At 69.9% G+C, this 18,661-nt stretch carries 23 protein-coding genes; 16 read left to right on the forward strand and 7 right to left on the reverse strand.

Annotation, left to right across the window (positions count from 1 at the left end; all coding sequences use genetic code 11):
- Positions 1-51 precede the first annotated feature (51 nt).
- Both H3H55_RS06595 and H3H55_RS06600 read right to left on the reverse strand, forming a co-directional pair.
- The gene (locus H3H55_RS06595) at positions 52-1,119 is read right to left on the reverse strand and encodes a DUF2242 domain-containing protein (protein ID WP_193098067.1); all 1,068 of its coding nucleotides are present in this window, start codon (positions 1,117-1,119) and stop codon (positions 52-54) included.
- A 114-nt stretch (positions 1,120-1,233) separates the two neighbouring features.
- Complete coding sequence (locus tag H3H55_RS06600) at positions 1,234-2,127, reverse strand: LysR family transcriptional regulator (protein ID WP_193098068.1); 894 nt, start codon at positions 2,125-2,127, stop codon at positions 1,234-1,236.
- Positions 2,128-2,235: 108 nt separating this feature from the next.
- On the opposite strand from H3H55_RS06600, the gene H3H55_RS06605 reads away from it, so the two are divergent.
- Together H3H55_RS06605 and H3H55_RS06610 are read left to right on the forward strand one after the other, a co-directional pair.
- Entirely contained in the window at positions 2,236-2,991 is a 756-nt protein-coding gene (locus H3H55_RS06605; RefSeq protein ID WP_129514195.1) for a TerC family protein, read from the forward strand.
- Positions 2,992-3,082: 91 nt separating this feature from the next.
- On the forward strand, positions 3,083-3,382 hold the full coding sequence (locus H3H55_RS06610; RefSeq protein WP_048242459.1) for a zf-TFIIB domain-containing protein: 300 nt from the start codon (positions 3,083-3,085) through the stop codon (positions 3,380-3,382).
- A gap of 119 nt (positions 3,383-3,501) precedes the next feature.
- Here the strand turns inward: H3H55_RS06610 and H3H55_RS06615 are convergent, their stop codons facing one another.
- Both H3H55_RS06615 and H3H55_RS06620 read right to left on the reverse strand, forming a co-directional pair.
- Positions 3,502-3,912, reverse strand: a complete 411-nt coding sequence (locus H3H55_RS06615; protein ID WP_193098069.1) for an Hsp20/alpha crystallin family protein — start codon at positions 3,910-3,912, stop codon at positions 3,502-3,504.
- Positions 3,913-3,928: 16 nt separating this feature from the next.
- On the reverse strand, positions 3,929-4,369 hold the full coding sequence (locus H3H55_RS06620; RefSeq protein ID WP_193098070.1) for an Hsp20/alpha crystallin family protein: 441 nt from the start codon (positions 4,367-4,369) through the stop codon (positions 3,929-3,931).
- Between the two features lie 246 nt (positions 4,370-4,615).
- On the opposite strand from H3H55_RS06620, the gene H3H55_RS06625 reads away from it, so the two are divergent.
- Positions 4,616-5,533, forward strand: a complete 918-nt coding sequence (locus H3H55_RS06625) for a 3-hydroxyacyl-CoA dehydrogenase NAD-binding domain-containing protein (RefSeq protein ID WP_193098071.1) — start codon at positions 4,616-4,618, stop codon at positions 5,531-5,533.
- Positions 5,534-5,572: 39 nt separating this feature from the next.
- On the opposite strand, the gene H3H55_RS06630 is transcribed toward H3H55_RS06625, so the two are convergent.
- Both H3H55_RS06630 and H3H55_RS06635 read right to left on the reverse strand, forming a co-directional pair.
- The gene (locus H3H55_RS06630; RefSeq protein WP_193098072.1) at positions 5,573-5,851 is read right to left on the reverse strand and encodes a DUF4148 domain-containing protein; all 279 of its coding nucleotides are present in this window, start codon (positions 5,849-5,851) and stop codon (positions 5,573-5,575) included.
- 167 nt (positions 5,852-6,018) lie between these two features.
- Entirely contained in the window at positions 6,019-6,867 is an 849-nt protein-coding gene (locus H3H55_RS06635) for a LysR substrate-binding domain-containing protein (RefSeq protein ID WP_048242454.1), read from the reverse strand.
- Between the two features lie 329 nt (positions 6,868-7,196).
- Here H3H55_RS06635 and madL point away from each other — a divergent pair, with 329 nt between their 5' ends.
- From madL to H3H55_RS06690, 11 genes are all read left to right on the forward strand, one after another.
- Entirely contained in the window at positions 7,197-7,592 is a 396-nt protein-coding gene (gene madL / locus H3H55_RS06640; RefSeq protein ID WP_048242453.1) for a malonate transporter subunit MadL, read from the forward strand.
- Positions 7,593-7,603: 11 nt separating this feature from the next.
- Positions 7,604-8,371, forward strand: coding sequence for a malonate transporter subunit MadM (gene madM / locus H3H55_RS06645; RefSeq protein WP_193098073.1), 768 nt, complete (start codon positions 7,604-7,606; stop codon positions 8,369-8,371).
- Positions 8,372-8,516: 145 nt separating this feature from the next.
- A complete protein-coding gene (gene mdcA / locus H3H55_RS06650; RefSeq protein WP_193098074.1) occupies positions 8,517-10,163 on the forward strand; it encodes a malonate decarboxylase subunit alpha in 1,647 nt (548 codons plus the stop codon).
- Positions 10,164-10,173: 10 nt separating this feature from the next.
- Positions 10,174-10,488 carry a malonate decarboxylase acyl carrier protein gene (mdcC, locus tag H3H55_RS06655; protein ID WP_034183256.1) on the forward strand — a complete coding sequence of 105 codons (315 nt, stop codon included), beginning with the start codon at positions 10,174-10,176 and terminating at the stop codon, positions 10,486-10,488.
- On the forward strand, positions 10,485-11,420 hold the full coding sequence (locus H3H55_RS06660) for a biotin-independent malonate decarboxylase subunit beta (protein ID WP_193098075.1): 936 nt from the start codon (positions 10,485-10,487) through the stop codon (positions 11,418-11,420). The genes mdcC and H3H55_RS06660 overlap by 4 nt, the downstream gene beginning before the upstream one ends.
- Positions 11,407-12,114, forward strand: coding sequence for a biotin-independent malonate decarboxylase subunit gamma (gene mdcE / locus H3H55_RS06665; RefSeq protein WP_193098076.1), 708 nt, complete (start codon positions 11,407-11,409; stop codon positions 12,112-12,114). Before H3H55_RS06660 ends, mdcE begins: the two co-directional genes overlap by 14 nt.
- Complete coding sequence (gene mdcG / locus H3H55_RS06670) at positions 12,101-12,769, forward strand: malonate decarboxylase holo-[acyl-carrier-protein] synthase (RefSeq protein ID WP_193098077.1); 669 nt, start codon at positions 12,101-12,103, stop codon at positions 12,767-12,769. The genes mdcE and mdcG overlap by 14 nt, the downstream gene beginning before the upstream one ends.
- Positions 12,766-13,629: a triphosphoribosyl-dephospho-CoA synthase MdcB gene (gene mdcB, locus H3H55_RS06675; protein ID WP_193098078.1), complete on the forward strand. Its 864-nt coding sequence runs from the start codon at positions 12,766-12,768 to the stop codon at positions 13,627-13,629. Before mdcG ends, mdcB begins: the two co-directional genes overlap by 4 nt.
- The gene (locus H3H55_RS06680; protein WP_193098079.1) at positions 13,629-14,561 is read left to right on the forward strand and encodes an acyltransferase domain-containing protein; all 933 of its coding nucleotides are present in this window, start codon (positions 13,629-13,631) and stop codon (positions 14,559-14,561) included. Before mdcB ends, H3H55_RS06680 begins: the two co-directional genes overlap by 1 nt.
- 105 nt (positions 14,562-14,666) lie before the next feature.
- Positions 14,667-15,188: a phospholipase D-like domain-containing protein gene (locus H3H55_RS06685; RefSeq protein WP_193098080.1), complete on the forward strand. Its 522-nt coding sequence runs from the start codon at positions 14,667-14,669 to the stop codon at positions 15,186-15,188.
- Positions 15,189-15,313: 125 nt separating this feature from the next.
- On the forward strand, positions 15,314-15,958 hold the full coding sequence (locus H3H55_RS06690; protein WP_193099458.1) for a phosphoribosyltransferase: 645 nt from the start codon (positions 15,314-15,316) through the stop codon (positions 15,956-15,958).
- A 28-nt stretch (positions 15,959-15,986) separates the two neighbouring features.
- Here H3H55_RS06690 and H3H55_RS06695 read toward each other — a convergent pair whose 3' ends face one another.
- Positions 15,987-17,165 carry a polyhydroxyalkanoate depolymerase gene (locus tag H3H55_RS06695; protein WP_193098081.1) on the reverse strand — a complete coding sequence of 393 codons (1,179 nt, stop codon included), beginning with the start codon at positions 17,163-17,165 and terminating at the stop codon, positions 15,987-15,989.
- A 180-nt stretch (positions 17,166-17,345) separates the two neighbouring features.
- On the opposite strand from H3H55_RS06695, the gene H3H55_RS06700 reads away from it, so the two are divergent.
- On the forward strand, positions 17,346-17,975 hold the full coding sequence (locus tag H3H55_RS06700; RefSeq protein WP_193098082.1) for a glutathione S-transferase family protein: 630 nt from the start codon (positions 17,346-17,348) through the stop codon (positions 17,973-17,975).
- 462 nt (positions 17,976-18,437) lie between these two features.
- Positions 18,438-18,644: a hypothetical protein gene (locus H3H55_RS06705; protein ID WP_129514212.1), complete on the forward strand. Its 207-nt coding sequence runs from the start codon at positions 18,438-18,440 to the stop codon at positions 18,642-18,644.
- Positions 18,645-18,661 lie beyond the last annotated feature (17 nt).

The raw sequence follows: 18,661 nt of genomic DNA on the forward strand, positions 1-18,661 counted from the left end.
CGCCGGGTAGGGGCCAGCGCGACGATACGGACTGCCAGTCAGGAAGGCCGGTCAGTTCGCGGCCGGTGCGCTCGCACCGGACGGCGCGGACGACGAGGCGGGATTGGCGGCGGCAGGCGCCGGCGTTTTGTCCGCCGGCGCAGGCGATGCGCTCGAAGGCACGGATACCGGTGCGGGGGCAGATGCCGCGGCGGCAGGTGCAGCCGATACCGGCGTAGCTGCGGCCGGCGCCGAAACGGCAGGCGCCGAGACAGGGCTCGAAGCGGGCACAGGCGCGGAAACCGGCGCAGGAGCCGAAGCCGCCACCGGCGCCGATGCAGCCACCACCCCCGAAGCCCCCGCCGGCGCGGCAGCACGCATCGCAGCCGGCACGACAACGGCCGACGCAGCAGCCGGCACGGCATTCGCACCCGATTCAGGCGCGACGCCCGGCACCGAAAGCGGCACCGGCGCCGCGGGCGGCGTCGGCACGACCGGCGTCGTCATCTTCATCGGTTCGCCTTGCGGCGTCGGCGCGGGTTCGGGCAGCGGCGTGACGGCTTCCTTCTCGGCGGCCTTCACGGTCGCGCGGTCGCGGCGGGCCGGGTCGATCTTCAGGAAATGGTCGACGAGATTGAAGAAACGCTCATAGAACACGCCGGCGGGAATCGTCTCGCTCGCGGTCTTGACGAGCGCATCGTCGCTCGACCCGATCGGCAGCGACAGCGAGCCGAACACGCTCAGGCCGACGCTGGCCGACGTATTCGACTTCTTCAGCGTGTAGCGGTCCTGCACCGCGTTCACGTACGCGATGCTCGACGAGCCGTCCGCGTTCGCATCCGCGCACACGACGTGAAACTCGATCACGACGTGCATGTCGTTGTTCGGCTGGAAATTCTTGCTGCCGTCGACCGCGTCGTTGCGCGACGACGACACCACGTAACCCTGGCTCAGCAGCGCGCGCCGCGCGGCCTCGCAGGTCGCGTCGGATTTCGAGTGGAACGTATGCGCATACGGGCTGGTCGTCGCATCGAACTGTTCCTGCTGGTAGATCGGCTTGGGCGGCGACGAGCACGCCGCCAGCACGGTCGCGGCCGCGAGCGCGCACGAAACGGAAAACAGGCGAAATCGGTTGTGCATGGCGTCTTTCAGAAGGCTCGCGAGATGTCGCGCAGTGGCGGTGCGTGGATGATGCGCGCGGCAATCTCGTATGGCCGGGGCGTCATTATAGTTTCGTTTGATGTCGCGCTCGCTTCAGCCGGCCGGCGCGGCGCGCGTCATGGCGAGCAATTGCGACGTCAGCGGATGGTGTTCGCCGCGCCGCGAGCGGATCGCGTGGATCTCTTCCGTCACGTCGCCCGCCCGCCCGAGCCGCCTGAGGCCGCGCAGCAGCGATGCATCGTTCGCGCCGAGCTCGCTCAGCGGAAACACGCCGAGGCCGCGCGTCGCGAACACGGCCATCAGCGCGCTGTCCTCGAATTCCCCGGCCACGCGCGGCACGATCCGCTCCGCTTCCAGCCACAGGTCGAGGCGCGCGCGCAGCGCCGAATGCGCGGTCGGCAGCAGCACGGGCAGGTCGGCCAGGCACTGCGGGAAGCGTTGCCGCGCGGCCGGCGTGACGAGCGCCGCGGGCCCGTACCAGTCGACCGGCGACGCGACGAGCCGCTCGCTCGTCACGCGCAGGTTCGAACCGGACGGCGCGCCCTGGCCGGCCAGCACGAGATCGAGGTGATGCAGCGCGAGTTCCGCGAGCAGCGCATCGTGCTCGCCCTCGTGGCACAGCAGCCGCAGCGTGGGCGTGTCGAGCACCGGTGCGAGGATCGCGTGCGCGGCGAGCTTCGAGATGCCGTCCGCGAGGCCGACCGCGAGCCGCACGGTCGGCTGGCTGGCCGCCGCGCGCACTTCGTCGGGAATCAGCCGTCCCATCTCGAAGATCGCTTCCGCGCGCGCAAATGCGGCCTGGCCCGCGTCGGTCATCGTGACGCCGCGCCCGGCCGGGCGCAGCAATTGGTGCCCGAGCGATTTCTCGAGCTCGCGCACCTGCGCGCTGATCGTCTGCACGGCCATGTCGAGCCGTCCGGCCGCCCGCGCGAAGCCGCCTTCCTTCACGACGACCCAGAAATAGTACAGATGTCGGAAATTCAGCATCGGATCAATATATCGGAAAAACCGAACCTAAATTCAGATTTTCGCTGATTTTTCCGAAGTTCGGGGCGGAATATCATCGGGCTTTCCACTTTCGTATCGGCCCATTTCATGGACTACCTGCTGACGCTTGCCGCCGACCCCGCCGTCTGGGCCGCGCTCCTGACGCTCGTCGTGATGGAAGTCGTGCTCGGCATCGACAACCTGATCTTCATCTCGATCCTCAGCAACAAGCTGCCCGAAGCGCAGCGCGCCCGCACGCAGCGCCTCGGCATCGCGCTCGCGCTCGTGATGCGCCTCGCGCTGCTCGGCAGCGTCGCGTGGATCGCGAGCCTGACCGAACCGGTGTTCACGCTGTTCGACCACGCGTTCTCGTGGCGCGACATGATCCTGCTGTCGGGCGGCCTGTTCCTCGTGTGGAAGGCGACCACCGAGATCCATCATCACGTGTCGCACGACGGCGAAGGCGCGGGCGGTTCCGGCGGCGCGGCCGGCCTGACGGTGTGGGCCGCGATCGGCCAGATCGTGATGCTCGACATCGTGTTCTCGATCGACAGCATCGTGACCGCGATCGGCATGACCGAGCACGTCCCGATCATGTTCGTCGCGGTGATCGTCGCGGTGGCCGTGATGCTGTTCGCCGCGCAGCCGCTCGCACGCTTCATCGACCGCAACCCGACCATCGTGATGCTCGCGCTGTCGTTCCTCGTCGTGATCGGCATGACGCTGATCGCCGAAGGTTTCGGTTCGCACGTGCCGAAGGGTTACATCTACGCGGCGATGGCGTTCTCGGCGTTCGTCGAGGGCATGAACATGCTGGCGCGGCGCGCGAAGTCGAAGCGCGCCGCGCGGGTGGAAGGCCGTTGAATGGGCGCGTGCGAGGCCGGCCACGATGGCGGCCGGCTCGCGCGCCTGCATCCGGAATGCGTACGTCAATCGCACGAAAAGGAGAAACGCGATGAAATGTCCTGTCTGCAAGACGCCCGACCTGCTGATGGCCGAGCGCCAGTCGATCGAGATCGACTACTGCCCGACGTGCCGCGGCGTGTGGCTCGATCGCGGCGAACTCGACAAGCTGATCGCACGCGAGAGCGGCGACGCGCCGGCACGCCGCGACGAGGCGCCCGCGCCGCGCGCCGCCGACGCACCGCGCGATCGCGATGGCTGGGGGCGCGACGGTCGTTCGCACGACGACCGTCACCGGCACGACGGCCAGCGCCGCCGCAAATCGGTGTTCGACCTGTTCGATTTCGATTGATTGCGACTGCGACGCGCTCGCCCGCGCGTCGCCCGTTGCAAAAAAGCCCCGCCCGGCATCGCGCCGGGGCGGGGCTTTTTCATGCGCGACGCGCGTCGCGTGACGACGTGCGACGACGCTTACGCGTTGCCGGCCGTCACGTCGATGCGGCGCGGACGCGTTTCCTCGCGGCGCGGAATCGTCAGCGTCAGCACGCCGTCGCGCAGGTTCGCGTCGATCCGCGACGTGTCGAGGTCGGGGCTCAGCACGAACGTGCGCGCGTAGCGCAGCGCGCGGACTTCGGCGTGCCGCACGCGCAGGTCGGCGGACGTATCGATACGCGTGTCGGCTTCGATCGTCAGCGTGTTGTCGTGCACCTTCACGTCGAGGTTCTCGCGCGGCACGCCGGGCAGGTCGGCCCGTAGCGTCACGCCGAGAGGGTTCTCGACGATGTCGACGGCCGGCGTGATCGCGGGCCGGCGCGCGGCTTCGGCGGCGGCGGGGTGGACGGTGCTCGTGTGGCGCTCGGCCAGGGTCGGGTTCGCATTCATGTCGGTATCCTGAATATTACTGAACAGTAATGGCACGCGGCTTCGATGCCTCGCGGCGGCCCACGCGAATCAGCAGGCAGCCGTTTTCGTAACGGGCGCTGACTTGATCGGGATCCGCGTCCCGCGGCAGCTCGACGACGCGACGGAACGTACCGTGAAAGCGCTCCTGCGCATACGTACGCACATCGTCGCCTTCGCTGCGCGGCGCGGGCTTGCGCTCGCCGCTGATCGTCAGCAGGTCCTTGTCGATCGACACGTCGAAGTCGGTCGCGGCCATGCCGGGCGCGAACGCGACGATCTCGATCGCGTCGTCGGTGGCGCCGACGTCGAGCGCGGGAAATGAACCCGGCCGCACCGCGCGGATGCCGGACGGGCGCTCGCCGAACAGGTTCGCCACCTGCCGCTGCACGCGGGCGAATTCGTCGAACAGGTCGTTGCCGAAATGAATACCGCTCATGTTGGTCCTCCGGAACAGGAAACGCGGGAGACGTGACGACGCGACGCCTGCGGCGGGCGCGACGGGGTGCTCCACTGGGTCGAAACGGGGGCAGTGCGTTGCATGGAGCACTGCCCGGTAACGGGTAATTAGTGGCCACTGCCGCGCATTTCAAGAGGGAAATTGCAACTTGCGTCAACGCGTGCCCGCGCGATTCGATGCGAAAATCGCCGCGCACTATCCGCAGACCAACGACACGGGACAACCATGGACATTCAACGCATCGCGATCGTCGGCGCCGGCGTGATCGGCGCGAGCTGGGCGGCTTTCTACCTGACGAAGGGCTTCGACGTCGTCGCGACCGATCCGGCGCCGCAAGCCGACGCGCGATTGCACGAAGCGCTCGCCGCGTTTCTCGGCGAGCGCGCGGGCGAGTTTGCCGCGCGGCTGACGTTCGACGCCGATCTCGTGCGCGCGCTCGACGGCGTCGATTTCGTGCAGGAGAGCGGCCCCGAACGGCTCGACCTGAAGCGTGCGCTGTACCGGCAGATGGACGACGTGCTGCCCGCGCACGTGCCGATCGCATCGAGCTCGTCGGGCCTGAAGATGTCCGACATTCAGAGCGCGTGCGCGAAGCATCCGGAACGCTGCCTGATCGCGCATCCGTTCAATCCGCCGCACCTGATACCGCTCGTCGAGCTGGTCGGCGGCGACGCGACCGGCAAGGACGTGATCGCGCGCGTGAAGGATTTCTACGATGCGCTCGGCAAGCAGACGATCGTCCTCAACAAGGAGATGACCGGCCACGTCGCGAACCGGCTCGCGGCCGCGTTGTTCCGCGAGGTGTATCACCTCGTCGGCGAAGGCGTCGTGAGCGTGGCCGATGCGGACAAGGCGGTCGCGTGGGGCCCCGGCTTGCGCTGGGGGCTGATGGGGCAGTGCCTGACCTATCACCTCGGCGGCGGCGCGGGCGGGATCGCGCACTTTCTCGAACACCTGTCGGGGCCGATCACGAGCTGGTGGGACGACCTCGGCACGCCTTCGTTCGATCCGGACGTCGATCGCAAGCTGAACGACGAACTGCGCGCGATCCAGGGCGAGCATTCGATGCAGGAACTGGCGGCCGAGCGCGATCGGCTGCTCGTCGAGTTGATCGACGCGCGGCGCCGCAGCTTTCTGCCCTGATCGCGATGCCGCGCCGTGTATCGGCGGGGCCGCGATCGGTTACTGCTGTGCCGCCGTTTGCGGGGCCTGCGGCGTCTGCGCGAGCCATGCGGGGCTCGCGGCCTGCACGAGTTCGCGGTTGCGTGCGCGCGTCGCGGCGCTCGGCGGATAGTTGCCGTCGTTCGTCGGCAGTTCGCCGTCGAGATAGGCCTGCTTCAACTGCGCAATGACTTCCGCGCGTGTCAGGCCCTGCTCGGGCGCCGCGGCGTCGGTCTGGGCAAAGGCGGGGGACAGCAGGGTGGCTGCGGCGGTCGCGACGGCGAATCGCAAGACGTTCATGGTGCGCTCCGATCAAGGGGACGGGACACCGGATGCGCACGGCAACATGCCGTGCGTTCCGATGGGCCCCATTGTCGCGAGCGGGTGCTGCGCGGACGATGACGCGTTCCGGGCAAAGCTGCCAGTTGCGGGTGCGACCGCGCGTGCGCGCGCCGCGCCCGGTGCGGTTACAACTCCGCCGCCGCCGTGATCAGCGTGGCTTCGAGCGCGAGCGTCGAGCGCGACGCGGCCGCCGGCCGGTCGATCACGTATTCGAGTTCGCCGAGTTCGGGCAACCCGGCGTCGAGCCGCGCGAGCCCGGCCGGAATCACGTAGCCGGCAAACGCGCTGACGCCGAGCCCCGCGCTCGCGGCCGCGCGCAGCACCGCGACGCTGCTGCTCACGACCGCGATCCGGTACGGCCGTCCGATGGCCTCGAGCGATTCGAGCACGCGGCGGCGCGACACGCTCGGTTCCGGATGCATCGCGAGCGGCAGCACGGTCTCGTGGCCGGTGATCCGCGAATCGGGGCCCGTGCACCAGTACAGCGGCTCGCTGCGGATCACGCGGCCGCGCCGGCTGCCCGCGATGCGCTTCGCGAACACGAGATCGTGCCGCCCCTCGTCGAGCGCGTCGAACAGGTCGCCCGACAGCCCGGTCGAGATCGCGAGCTCGACATCCGGATTGCGCTGCACGAAGCTCGCGAGCGCGGCCGTCAGGTGCGCCGACGCGAAATCCTCCGACATCGCGAGCCGCACCTTGCCCGACAGCGGTGGCCCGCACACCGACGTGACGGCTTCGTCCATCAGTTCGAGAATGCGCACCGCGTAGCGGAACAGCGCGTCGCCGTGCTGCGACAGGTGCACGTTGCGCGTGTCGCGCTCGAACAGCGGCCGATCGAGCAGCTCCTCGAGCCGGCGGATGTGTTGGCTGACGGTCGACTGCGACAGGTTCACGCGCTCCGACGCGGCGGTGAAGCTGCCGGACTGGGCGACGGCGACGAAGCTGCGCAGCAGCTCGGGCGGTAACGGACGCATTGCTAAATCCACTGAATCGGTTTCGACAACTTCATAAATGGCCGGATATTGCGGGGCTAGTATCGGATCACGCCCCGGTGCGGCCCGCGCAACGGGACGAACCGGACGCGCAACCCGCGTCGTGCCCCGGAGCTGTATCGGTCAGTCTACGGCATCCGGCGTCCGGCCCGAAACCGCATCATCCCATCGACCGCCCGAGAACGCGCCCGCACGACGGGCCGCCGGGCCGCGGCGCACCGCCGCAGGAGACAGTCCGCGCACGGGATCGACGTGCGGGCCTGCCTCCCGCACGCGTCAGGCGCCCGTCACGAAGAGACTGGAGACGACTCATGATCATCTACGGAACCGCGCTGCTGGCGTTCTGCCACCTGGCCGGACTGTTCCTCGGCGACCTGCTGGGCACCGCGATCGGCGTGAAGACCAACGTCGGCGGCGTCGGCATCGCGATGCTGCTGCTGATCTGCCTGCGGCTGTGGCTGCACCGGCGCGGCTGGCTGCCGAAGGAAACCGAGGCCGGCGTCGGTTTCTGGGGTGCGATGTACATCCCGGTCGTCGTCGCGATGGCCGCGAACCAGAACGTCGTCGCCGCGCTGAAGGGTGGCCCTGTCGCGCTGCTGGCCGCCGTCGGCGCGGTTGCGATCTGCGCATGCTGCATCGCGGTACTCGTGCGCACCGGGCGCGACGACACGGCCTTCGCGGGCGTGCCGCAATTCGAAGAACAGTAACGGAGGCCGCCATGCTGCAGATGCTCGAAAAAGTCGTCGCCCACAACGGGCTCGTCGCGTCGTTCGCCCTGGTCGGCCTGATCATGTGGCTGTCGTCGATCGCGTCGCGCAAGCTCACGTTCGGCCGCGTGCACGGCTCCGCGATCGCGATCGTGATCGGTCTCGCGCTCGCGTATGTCGGCGGTGCGTTCACCGGCGGCGAGAAGGGGCTCGCCGACGTGCCGCTGTTCGCGGGCGTCGGCCTGATGGGCGGCGCGATGCTGCGCGATTTCGCGATCGTCGCGACCGCGTTCGAAGTGCAGCCGACCGAGGCGCGCAAGGCCGGGCTCGTCGGCGTCGTGTCGCTGCTGCTCGGCACCGTGCTGCCGTTCATCGTCGGCGCGTGCATCGCGCGCGCGTTCGGTTATACCGACGCTGTGAGCATGACGACGATCGGCGCGGGCGCCGTCACCTACATCGTCGGGCCCGTCACGGGCGCGGCGATCGGGGCGAGTTCCGACGTGATCGCGCTCAGCATCGCGACGGGGCTCGTGAAGGCGATCATCGTGATGGTCGGCACGCCGGTCGCGGCCAACTTCATGGGCCTGAAGACGCCGCGTTCCGCGATGATCTTCGGCGGCCTCGCGGGCACCGTCAGCGGCGTGAGCGCGGGGCTCGCCGCGACCGACCGCCGGCTCGTCCCGTACGGCGCGCTGGTCGCGACGTTCCATACGGGCGTCGGCTGCCTGCTCGGCCCGTCGGTGCTGTTCTTCACGACGCGCGCGCTGGTCGGCGCGTAGGGTCTCGCGACGCGGCCCGCACGATGCGAATCGCGTGCGGGCCGCATCCATCGCGGCGTCCTCTGAGTCGCATTCGTCAACATCATCAATCGGCGGCGGCGCCAGGCTTAGAATGCCGCTGAACCATCGAAGCGGAGAACTGTTCATGACGGGATGGAATCACGCGCGGCAGGCGCGCGATGCACGCCTCGCGGCCGGCGCGGCTTACGCGCAGGGCAAGCGGGTCGATGCGCGCGACACCGTGGCGTTGCTCGAAGCGGTGCTGCGGCCCGGCGACCGCGTGTGCCTCGAAGGCGACAACCAGAAGCAGGCTGACCTGCTCGCGACGGCGCTCGCCGACGTCGACAGCGCGAAGGTGCACGACCTGCACATGGTGCAGTCGGGCGTCGTGCTGCCCGAGCATCTCGACGTGTTCGAGCGCGGGATCGCGAAACGTCTCGATTTTGCGTATTCGGGCCCGCAGTCGCAGCGGATCGCGAAGCTGCTGTTCGGCGGCAAGATCGCGCTCGGCGCGGTGCACACCTATCTGGAGCTGTTCGCGCGCTACTTCATCGATCTCACGCCGCACGTCGCGCTGATCGCCGCGGTCAGCGCCGATCGCGACGGCAATCTGTACACCGGCCCGAACACCGAGGACACGCCGACCGTCGTCGAGGCCACCGCGTTCAAGGACGGCATCGTGATCGCACAGGTCGACCGCATCGTCGACAAGGTGCCGCGCGTCGACATCCCCGGCGACCGCGTGCATTTCGTCGTCGAGGCCGGCCGGCCGTTCTACGTCGAGCCGCTGTTCACGCGCGATCCGGCCGCGATCACCGAAACGCAGATCCTCACCGCGATGCTCGCGATCAAGGGCATCTACGAGCCATACGGCATCAAGCGCCTGAACCACGGGATCGGCTTCAACACGGCCGCGATCGAGCTGCTGCTGCCGACCTACGGCGAGAAGCTCGGACTGAAGGGCAAGGTCTGCACGCACTGGGCGCTCAATCCGCACCCGACGCTGATTCCCGCGATCGAGTCGGGCTGGGTCGAGCAGGTCCATTGCTTCGGCTCCGAGGTCGGGATGGACGAGTACATCCGCGCGCGTTCCGACGTATGGTTTACGGGCCCCGACGGGTCGCTGCGCTCGAACCGCGCGTTCTGCCAGACGGCCGGACTCTACGCGTGCGACATGTTCATCGGCTCGACGCTGCAGATCGACCTGTCGGGCCATTCGTCGACGGTCACGGCCGAGCGGATCGCCGGCTTCGGCGGCGCGCCGAACATGGGCAGCGACGCGCGCGGCCGGCGCCATCCGAGCGAGCCGTGGCTGAAGGCCGGCGCGGAAGCGGACCCCGACACGCCGGCGCCGCTCAGGCGCGGCCGCAAGCTCGTCGTGCAGATCGGCGAGACCTTCGGCGACAAGAACGTGCCGATGTTCGTCGAGAAGCTCGACGCGCTGAAGCTCGCCGACAAGCTGCAGCTCGACCTCGCGCCGATCATGGTCTACGGCGACGACGTCACGCACATCGTCACCGAGGAAGGGATCGCGAACCTGCTGATGTGCCGCGACAAGGACGAACGCGAACATGCGATCCGCGGCGTCGCTGGCTATACGGACATCGGGCGCGGCCGCGACCGGAAGATGGTCGAGCGGCTGCGCGAGCGCGGCGTGATCCGCCGCCCGGAGGATCTCGGCATCGATCCGCTCGACGCCGACCGCCGCTGGCTCGCCGCGCGCTCGATCAAGGATCTCGTGCACTGGTCGGGCGGGCTTTATGCGCCGCCGGCCCGGTTCCGCAACTGGTGAGGAAGAGGGCATGGAACAGTTGAACTATCGCTTCACCGCGCGCGAGCGCGCGAAGGGCGAACTGGCCGCGGCGCTCGTCGGCGTGGTCGCGTCCGGCAATCTCGAAGTGCTCGTCGAGCGCGTGCTGCCCGGCAACGAATGCGAGATCGACATCCGCACCGCGGCCGTCGGCTTCGGCGCGGTGTGGCAGGCCGTGGTGTCGGATTTCGTCGAGCGGCGCACGCCGGGCGGCCTGAAGCTGTCGATCAACGACGGCGGCGCGCGGCCCGACATGGTGTCGCTGCGGCTCGCGCAAGCCGTGCGCGCGATCGAGGGGGACGCATGACGACCGAAGTGATCCACGACGCGCCCGCGTTCGTCGCGAATGGCGCGAGTTGGTACGAAGCGTCTGCGCGGCAGCGCATCGACGGGCTGCTCGATGCGGGCAGCTTCAGCGAATTCCTCGGGCCGGCCGAGCGCGTGACGAGCCCGCACTTGCCGCTGTTCGACCTGCCGCAGCAGTTCGACGACGGGATGGTGGTCGGTCACGGCCGGCTCGACGGCAAGCCGGTGTTCGTCGCCGCGCAGGAAGGCCGCTTCATGGGCGGCGCGTTCGGCGAAGTGCACGGCGCGAAGCTCACCGGGCTGCTGCGCGCCGCGCGCGAGCTCGGCAAGCCGGTGCTGATCCTGTTCGATACGGGTGGTGTGCGGTTGCAGGAAGCGAACGCGGGCGAACTCGCGATCGCCGAGATCATGCGCGCGCTCGTCGAAGCGCGTGCGGCCGGCGTGCCGGTGATCGGGCTGATCGGCGGGCGCGCGGGGTGTTATGGCGGCGGCGGGTTGCTTGCCGCGTGCTGCTCGGCGCTCGCGGTGTCGGAGCAGGGGCGCATCAGCGTGTCGGGCCCCGAGGTGATCGAGACCAATCGCGGTGTCGAGGAATTCGACGCAAAGGATCGCGCGCTGATCTGGCGCACGATGGGCGGCAAGCACCGCCGGCTGATCGGCGGCGCGGATCGTTACGTGGCCGATACGCCGGACGCGTTCCGCGCGGCGGCGCTCGACTTGATCGGCTGCGCGCCGACATTCGATGCGGCGATGCTGCGTGCGGAACAGGCACGCCTCGAGGCGCGCGTCGAACGGTTCGGCGCATGCAAGGACGCGCTCGACGTGTGGCGCACGCTCGGTGCGAGCGCGCCGGAAGCGATTCCGGGCATGCCGGACGACACGTTCGCGACGCTCGCGGATCAATTGCAGGAGAGCCCGCATGACGCTCGATGAAGTACTGAACTCGCTGTTCCCCAACGGCCATTCGATCGCGCGCACCGGCGGCCTGCTGACGGGCCACGCGGAACTGGCCGGCACGCGCGTGGACGTGATCGGCGTCGCCGATCGGTTGCCGTTCGGCATCGACGAGGCGCTGGTGCTGGCGTCGCGCGTGCTCGACACGATCGCGCGCGGCGGCGATACGCCGATCGTCGTGCTGGTCGACAGCGACAGCCAGCGGATGAGCAAGCGCGACGAACTGCTCGGCCTGAACGAAGGGCTGTCGCATCTCGCGAAATGCCTGATGCACGCGGATCTCGCCGGGCACCGGACGATCGGCGTGTTGTACGGCCACACGGCCGCGGGCGCGTTCATCGCGACCGCGCTCGCGACGCGCACGCTGCTCGCGGTGCCGGGCGCCGAGCCGGAGGTGATGGACCTGCCGTCGATGTCGCGCGTGACCAAGCTGTCGATCGACGTGCTGAAGGAGATGTCGCAGTCGACGCCGGTGTTCGCGCCGGGGCTCGACAACCTCGTGAAGATGGGCGCCGTCGATGCCGTACTCGATCCGGCCCGCGCGCTCGACGCGCAGGTCGGCGAATGGCTCGTCAAGCCGCTCGATCGCATCGACCGGCGCGCGGCGCGCGGCCGGCCGGTCGCGGCCGACGTCGCGAGCCGGGTCGAGGCACTCGCGCGTGACGCACGCTGAGCTGCCGCTGCGCCGCCACACGCTTGTCACGCTGACGGCGGCGGGGTGGGGCGCGGCATGCACGCGCGACCCCGCGCTCGCGGCCGATCCGCTTGTGCGCGCATGGGCCGCGCACGGTTGGCCGCTCATCGTGCGCCGCGCGTCGCCCGACGAGGCCGATGCCGGCCGCGTGCCGCTCGGCCTGCCGCTGCCGCCTTCAGCGGGCAAGCGGCGCATCGCACTGAACGTCGCCGCCGACGCGCTCGCGACGGTCGGCCCGCTGCCGACGTTGGGCGATGTGCTCGCGGCTGCACCCGACGCATGGCACGCAACGTTGCGCGAACTCGATGCGCTGGGCGTGCGCTGCGGCGTCCAGGGTCGCGTGTTCGGCAGCCTCGCGTGGCAAGTGCTGACGGGCGAGCCGTACCTCGGCCCGTCGTCCGATCTCGACATCGTGTTTCCGCTGCCGGATGCCGCGTCGCTTGCGCCGTTGCTCGACGGCCTCGCGGAGATCGACGCGCGTGCGCCGATGCGCATCGACGGCGAATTCCTGCGCGCCGACGGCGCGGGCGTCAACTGGCGCGAACTGCATGCGCGGTTGCCTGAGGTCGCGGTCAAGACCGCGATCGCTGTCGAGCTGATGCCGGCCGACGCCTTCACCGGAGGCGCGCGATGAGCGCATGGGCTGCCTGCCGTGTACCGGCGCCGTCCGATGCCGAACGCATCGCCGCGCTGGCCGAGCGTAGCCTCGTGCTCGAGATCGAGACCTATCCGAAGCCGGGACTCGTCAGCCACGTCGACACTGGTAGTCATTCGGACATGGATGCCGCGACGTTCGCGCGCAGCGCCGCCGTGCTGCGGCCGTACTTCGCGGAGTTGGCCGACGCCGGTGCCCGCGACGAGGACATGGCCGTGCTGCGCAAGATCGGCCTCCGTGCCGAGCACGCGATGCTCGCCGCGACCGGCGGCGTCAATACGCATCGCGGCGCGATCTTCGGGCTCGGGCTGTTGTGCGCGGCTGCGGGCCGGCGCGCGATGCTCGATGCCACCGCAAGCGGGATGACGCTGGGGGCGTTGGTTTCCCGCCGCTGGGGCGCCGATATCCTCGGCGGCCCGCGTTTGCCGGACAGTCACGGCGAGCGCGCGACACGCCGCTACGGCGTCGGCGGCGCGCGCCGCGAGGCGGCTGACGGCTTCACGACCGTGTATGCGGTCGGGCTGCCCGCGTTGCGCCGCGCACAGCGCGACTTGCCGGGCGATGCGGAAGCCGCGCGCGTCGATGCGTGCTTCGCGCTGATCGCCGCGCTCGACGACACGAACCTGCTGCACCGGGGCGGGCAGGCCGGCCTCGATTTCGCGCGGGCGACCGCACGCGCGTTCATCGCGCGCGGCGGCGTGCGTGCGCGCGACTGGCGGATGCGTGCGGCCGCCGCGCATCGTGCGTTCGTTGCGCGCCGGCTGAGCCCGGGCGGCGCGGCCGACCTGCTCGCGATGAGCGTGTTCGTCGATGCGCTCGAAGCCGACGGGGAGGCGTGATGACGCTGGCCATCCTTTGTTCGGGGCAAGGCGCGCAGCGCGCCGACATGTTCGACCTGACCGGTACGGCGCCGCAGGCCGACGCGTTGTTCGCGCATGCTGGCCGGCTTCTCGGCGACGATCCGCGCGTATGGGTCCGCCAGGCCGGACCGGACGCGTTGCACGAAAACCGCGCCGCGCAGATCCTCTGTACGGTCCAGGCGCTCGCGGCCACCGCGCTGCTCGACGCAGTGTGGCCGCGCCGGCGCTGCGTCGCGGGCTACAGCGTCGGCGAGGTCGCATCGTGGAGCGTCGCGGGGATGATCGATCCGCTCGACGCGCTCGACCTGGCCGATGCACGCGCGCGCGCGATGGATGCCGCAAGCGGCGGCGACGAGCGGATGGCGTTCGTGCGCGGCCTGACGCGCGCGCAGCTTGCGCGGTTGTGCGACGGCCGCGACGCGGCGATCGCGATCGCAAACCCCGGCGACGCGTTTGTGGTCGCGGGGCGGCAGGCCGACGTCGATGCGGTGGCCGACGACGCAGCGCGCGGCGGCGCGTTGCGCGTCGCGCCCGTGTGCGTGCGGATCGCGTCGCACACGGGCCTGCTCGCAGCGGCGGTCCCGGTGTTTCGTGCGTCGCTCGCCGCGACGGGCGTGCGCCGGCCGCTGCCGGGCACACGGCTGTTTTCGGGTATCGACGGCGCGTCGGTGCTCGACGTCGACGCGGGTCTCGACAAGCTCGCGCGGCAGATCGCGGAGCCGGTCGAGTGGGCGGCGTGCCTGGCCGCCTGCGTGGAGGCCGGAGCGACCGCGTTTCTCGAACTCGGTCCCGGGCGCGCGCTGGCCGAGATGGCCGGTGGCGCGTATCCGGCGCTGCCGGCGCGCAGCCTCGCGGATTTTCGTTCCGTCGACGGTGTGACGAGCTGGCTTTCGCGCGTCGCGGCAGGCTGATCGACGGCCGGAACGACCGTCGCCGGACGCGCATTTCCCACAGTGTGTTGCGCCGGCGCAGCAGCGCCGCAGCCGGCGCTTGCCACGCCAATTGGCGTCGCTACAATGGCGCCCGCCATGAGACCAGCCGCCTTCCTTCTCGTCGCGCTCTGCTGCGCGGCGAGCGCCCACGCCAGCCAGATTCCGTCCGACGCCGCATCGGTCGGCACGTACTTTTCGTATGACAACGCGGCGGCCGACGCGACCGTCGACCTGATCGAACAGGCGCAGCGCCGCGTGCTGCTGGCCGGCTATACGCACGTGCCGCCCGCGGTCGCGAGCGCACTGCGGGCGGCGCGCTCGCGCGGGATCGAGGTACGGGTCGTGCTGGTGCGCTCGGCGAGCGCGGGCAAGTACAGCGGCGCCGGTTATCTGAAATCCGCCGGCGTCGACGTGGCGATCGATTCCCGGCACGGCGATCCCGCGCCGCGCTTCGTGATCGTCGACGACAGCGTTGCGCTGACGACGCTGTCCGACGGCGCGGCCGCGCATGCGGAGACAGTGAACGTGTTCCAGCGCGCGCCCGAGCTTGCGCAATCCTATGCGCAGTCGTTCTGGCGGCTGTACCGGCAGGCCAGCGGCCTCTGACCCGTTCGTTCGGCGTCGCTCACGCCGGTGTGACCCCGCTTGCATCGGCGCTGCCGATGAACCATGCTCGTTGGCAGGCGCCGGCGCGGATTGCGCGCATCCGGCGCAACGGCAGGGAGCCGATCGTGACCGAGTGTTTTGCCGATCGCGCCGATGCCGGCCGCCAGCTGGCCGGCGCGTTGCGCGACTACGCCGGGCGTGGCAATGTCGTCGTGCTCGCGCTGCCGCGCGGCGGCGTGCCCGTCGCGTATCCGGTCGCCTGCGCGCTGGGTGCGCCGCTCGACGTGCTGGTCGTGCGCAAGCTCGGCGTGCCGTACGATCCCGAGCTGGCGATGGGCGCGATCGCAACCGGCGGCGCGATTCATCTGCAGCGTTCGGTGATCCGTTCGATGGGCGTGACCGACGCGCAGCTCGCCGACGTGATCGCGCGCGAGACGGTCGAGCTGCATCGCCGTGAAGCACTGTATCGCGGCGATGCGCCGCCGCTACCGGTCGACGGGCGCATCGCGATCGTCGTCGACGACGGCATCGCGACCGGCGCGTCGATGCGTGTTGCGCTGCAGGCGCTGCGCGAGCGTCACCCCGCGCGCATCGTGGCGGCGGCGCCGGTCGCGCCGGCGGGCGCCCGGCATGCGTTCGACGATCTGGCCGACGCATTCGTCTCGGTGTTGCAGCCGGTGCCGTTCTTCGGAATCAGCCAGTTCTATGCACGCTTCGAGCAGACGAGCGACGACGAGGTGCGCACGTTGCTCGACGCGGCCCGCCCGTGACGCGGCGTCACGTCTGCGGGAACAGGCCCTAGTCCAGCGCGAACACGCGCTGCAGCGCCGGATGAACCTTGCCGCGCCAGAGTGGCCCCGTAAACAGCCCGTAGTGATCGCAATCGTCGATGTCGACGCGGTAGCGCTCGTCGGCCGCGAGGCCGCTGCACATGTCGAGCGCCGCATGCGTCTGGCCGGCGCCCGTGACCCCGTCGCATGCGCCTTCGACGGTCAGCAGCGCGATGCCGCGCAGCGCGGCCGGCTCGACGCGCCGGCCGCCCACGTCCCACGTGCCGTTCGCGAGACTCATGCGCTGGAACACGATGTCGACCGTGTCGAGGAAGTATTCGGCCGGCATATCCAGCAGCGCCGTGTATTCGCGCAGCGCGCGCCGCGCACCGGCGAGCCCGGCCATGTCGAAGCGCGACGCGGCCAGCGCATAGGCTTCGATCAGCGACAGGAAGTGCTGCGGGTACATGAGCGCGATCTCGCCTTGCTGGAGATAGGTCGGGAACACGTGGCGGCCGTGCCCCGCGAAGCCGGGCGGCACGATGTCGATCAGGTGGCGGCGGCACCAGTCGAGCGTATGGTCGGCCGCGGCGGTGCCGAGCGCGCTCGGATTCAGGCGCGCGTCCAGCGGGCCGCCGATCAGCGTGACGCTCGCGGGCGGCGCGAGGCCGCGCGCGGCGCGCAGTGCGAGTGCGCCGAGCGCGGGCACGGTCGCCTGGCACACGGCGACGACGTGCAGCGGCCGATCGTCGAGCGCGAGCCCGTCGACGAAGCCGTCGAGCGTTGCCACATAGTCGTCGAGCCCGAAACGGCCCGACGAGAGCGGCACGTCGCGCGCATTGCGCCAGTCGGTCACGCAGACGTCGCCGTCGGCGAGCAGCGTCTCGACGGTTTCCCGCATCATCACGGCCGCGTGCCCGGCGAGCGGCGCGCACAGCAGCACCGTGCGGCGCGCGTCGGTGCGCGTGAAGCGCCGCAGGTCGCAGAACGGCGTGTGCGCGACGACCCGCTCGTCGGCGGCGGCTCGCCCGATGTCGAAGCGCGCCGGCTCGCCCGGCGGCCCGAGCAGCGGCTCGAACAGGTCGTCGTAGCACGACGACGCGGCGTGCGGCAGCGTTGCCGACGGCCACGCGTCGAACGCGTGCCGCGTCGCCGCGCGCCAGGCACGCATCCATTCCCGTTGCTGCTCGACGAGGGCATACCACATGGCGAACCTTGGGGCGGAAGGGGCGTGAATCTGCATTATGGTCACTGTGGCCGCGCAGCGTGAGCCCGGTGTGCGACTGGCAGACGCGCATCAAGCGCGCGAGCGCACGAGCGCGCTAGGCGATGCCGCGCGACGCTGCTACAGTCGTCGGTCCCATTCCCCTTTAGCGGAGCGTTTGCGATGAAGCTGATCGGCATGCTGGATTCCCCGTTCGTGCGCCGTGTCGCCATTTCGGCGAAGCTGCTCGACCTGCCGTTCGAACACGAGTCGATCTCGGTGTTCCGTCATTTCGAGCAGTTCAGGGCGGTCAGCCCGGTCGTCAAGGCGCCGACGCTCGTGACCGACGACGGCGCGACGCTGATCGATTCGTCGCTGATCGTCGACTATCTCGATCATCGGGTGGCGCCCGAGCGGCGCCTGCTGCCCGACGCCGCCGATGCGCGGCTGCGCGCGCTCGTGCCGATCGGATTCGCGCTGGCGGCGGCCGAGAAGACCGTGCAGGTCGTCTACGAGCAGGCATTGCGCCCGGCCGACAAGCAGTACGCACCGTGGCTCGAGCGCGTGCTGAGCCAGCTCGAGGGCGCGTACGGCGAGCTGGAGCCGCTCGTCGCGGCCGCGAACGGCTGGTTCGGCGGCGCGCGCCTGCTGCAGTCCGACGTGACGGTCGCGGTGGCCTGGCGCTTCACGCAGTTCATGGTGGCCGACTACCCGGCGCTCGCGCGGATCGATCCGGCCCGCTATCCGGCGCTCGCCGCGCACTCGGCGCGTGCGGAAGCGCTGCCGGCTTTCGTCGAAACGCCGCTCGCCTAGGGCCTGTTCACGCTAATAACGGGCTTGCGCTGGCCCCCAGAAGGGCCGAGCGCGAGGAATGCGACGAAGCGAATACTCGACGTATTCGCGAGGAGCATGACGCGGCGATCGGCCCTTCTGGGGGCCAGCCCCACGAATGATTTTTTCCAAACAGGGGAACGTGCCTTGCCGGCCGTATTGCGGCGTCGATCGTCACTTGTTTGGCTCGGCCAAACGGCGCTCCTCACTCCTTGCACTACGGCCGGCAAGGCACGTTCGCAAGCCCGTTATTAGCGTGAACAGGCCCTAGGCCCGCCGGCGGGGCGGAACGCCGCCCCGCGCCGTTGCCTGCCGCCCGCTCGGCCCCGTCCGGCAAGCCGCCGCCGATTGTTCTCGGTGGCTGACAAGTGACTTCGCATTCGTGCGGTTTATCCGGACGCGGCCGGTCCCTAGAATCCACTCCATCGAATCACGCATTGCCTGATGGAGCCGATGATGAAAGCCTTGATCGAATCGAGCCTGTACCACCCGTCCGTCCTGTTGCCGCTTGCCGCGCTGACGCAGCTGATGGTCGAGCGCGATTTCAATCTCGGCCAGGTCGGGCTGATCGTCGCGGCACGCGGCGCGCAGGCGGCCGTATCGCGTTCGCGCGCGCTGATCTTCTGCCGTCACTGCGAAGCGCAAGCGTGAGATCGTTCGTGCTGAAT

Source organism: Burkholderia sp. Z1 (assembly GCF_014893795.1).
GTDB lineage: Bacteria > Pseudomonadota > Gammaproteobacteria > Burkholderiales > Burkholderiaceae > Burkholderia > Burkholderia theae.